Here is a 1,302-nt window from a genome sequence, read left to right on the forward strand (position 1 = left end):
CCCCCACCTTAAAGGAACAACTTAACCCCAAGAACGAGCTCTATCTTTTGGCAGATGCCATCGATTGGGATTATTTCGAAAAGGAATTCGCACCGTTGTATTCGGACAGAGGTCGTCCTGCGCATCCAATACGGCTGATGACATCCTTGTTGATCCTGAAGGCCGTCTACAATCTGTCCGATGAGATGCTAGTGGAACGCCATTGGGAAATGAACGTTTATTTCCAATACTTCGGAGGGCTGTCCCTCCAGCAGTGGGGACAGCCCTGTGCGGCGAGCGATCTGGTGCATTTCAGACAGCGCATAGGGGAACAGGGCGTGGAAAAAATATTCAAGCATTCCATAGACAGCCATGGCAAGGATGCCCTGGATCCACACGTAAGCATTGACACTACTGCCCAGGAGAAAAACATCACTTATCCAACTGATGCCAAACTGCACAAAAAGATCATTGACAAATGTGCTAAAATAGCAAAGAGGTATGGGATTGTTCCGCGCAGGAGCTACAAGCGTACCGCAAAGGAATTGGTCAGGGATACCTATAACGGTACACATCCCAAAAGAAGGAAGAAGGCCAATGTTGCAAAGCGTAAGCTGAAGACCATTGCCGGACGCCTGATCAGAGAACTTGAACGCGAGTTGCCTGAGGGAGCCTGTGCCAGCGAACTGGAGCTCTTTAAAAAAGTACTTGACCAACATAAAAACGACAAGGACAAAATTTATAGCCTGCATGAGCCAGAGGTCTATTGCATGAGCAAGGGCAAAGCACATAAGAAGTATGAGTTCGGAAACAAGGCTTCAGTGGTGCTTACCCAGAAAACGGGTGTAATCATAGGAGCCATGACCTTTAAAACCAACGTGTACGACGGCCATACCCTAGAGGATGTGCTTGCCCAAGCTTACAGTCTAACTGGAAAAGAACCCAAGACAGCCAGTGTGGATAGGGGCTATAAGGGGAAACAGACCGTAGGGATGACACAAATAAATATTCCCAAGCCTCCTTTGAAAAAAGACAGTGCTTACCAAAAACGGAAAAAGAGAAAACACTTTAGAAGAAGAGCAGCAATAGAACCAGTTATCGGACACCTTAAATCAGACCATAGAGCAGCAAGGAACTTTCTAAAGGGGCAAATCGGTGACAGCATCAACTTTATAATGGCGGCAGCAGGATTTAACTTCAAGAAGCTGATGGTAAAGCTAAAAGAAACCGTGCTTTGGCTTTATTTTTACCTCAAAAATATGCTCGACTCAGAACCAAATGAAAATCAATTAGCATTTAGTAAGCCTGATTAATCATAAAGCC

At 45.6% G+C, this 1,302-nt stretch carries 1 protein-coding gene; it reads left to right on the forward strand.

Annotated elements, in window-relative coordinates; all coding sequences use genetic code 11:
- Window positions 1–1,292 (forward strand): IS5 family transposase (locus JEM65_RS20880; protein WP_233530772.1); only part of this gene is annotated, 1,292 nt, incomplete at its 5' end.
- Window positions 1,293–1,302: the final 10 nt, after the last annotated feature.

The organism is Gelidibacter salicanalis (assembly GCF_016469035.1).
Taxonomy (GTDB): Bacteria; Bacteroidota; Bacteroidia; order Flavobacteriales; family Flavobacteriaceae; genus Gelidibacter; species Gelidibacter salicanalis_A.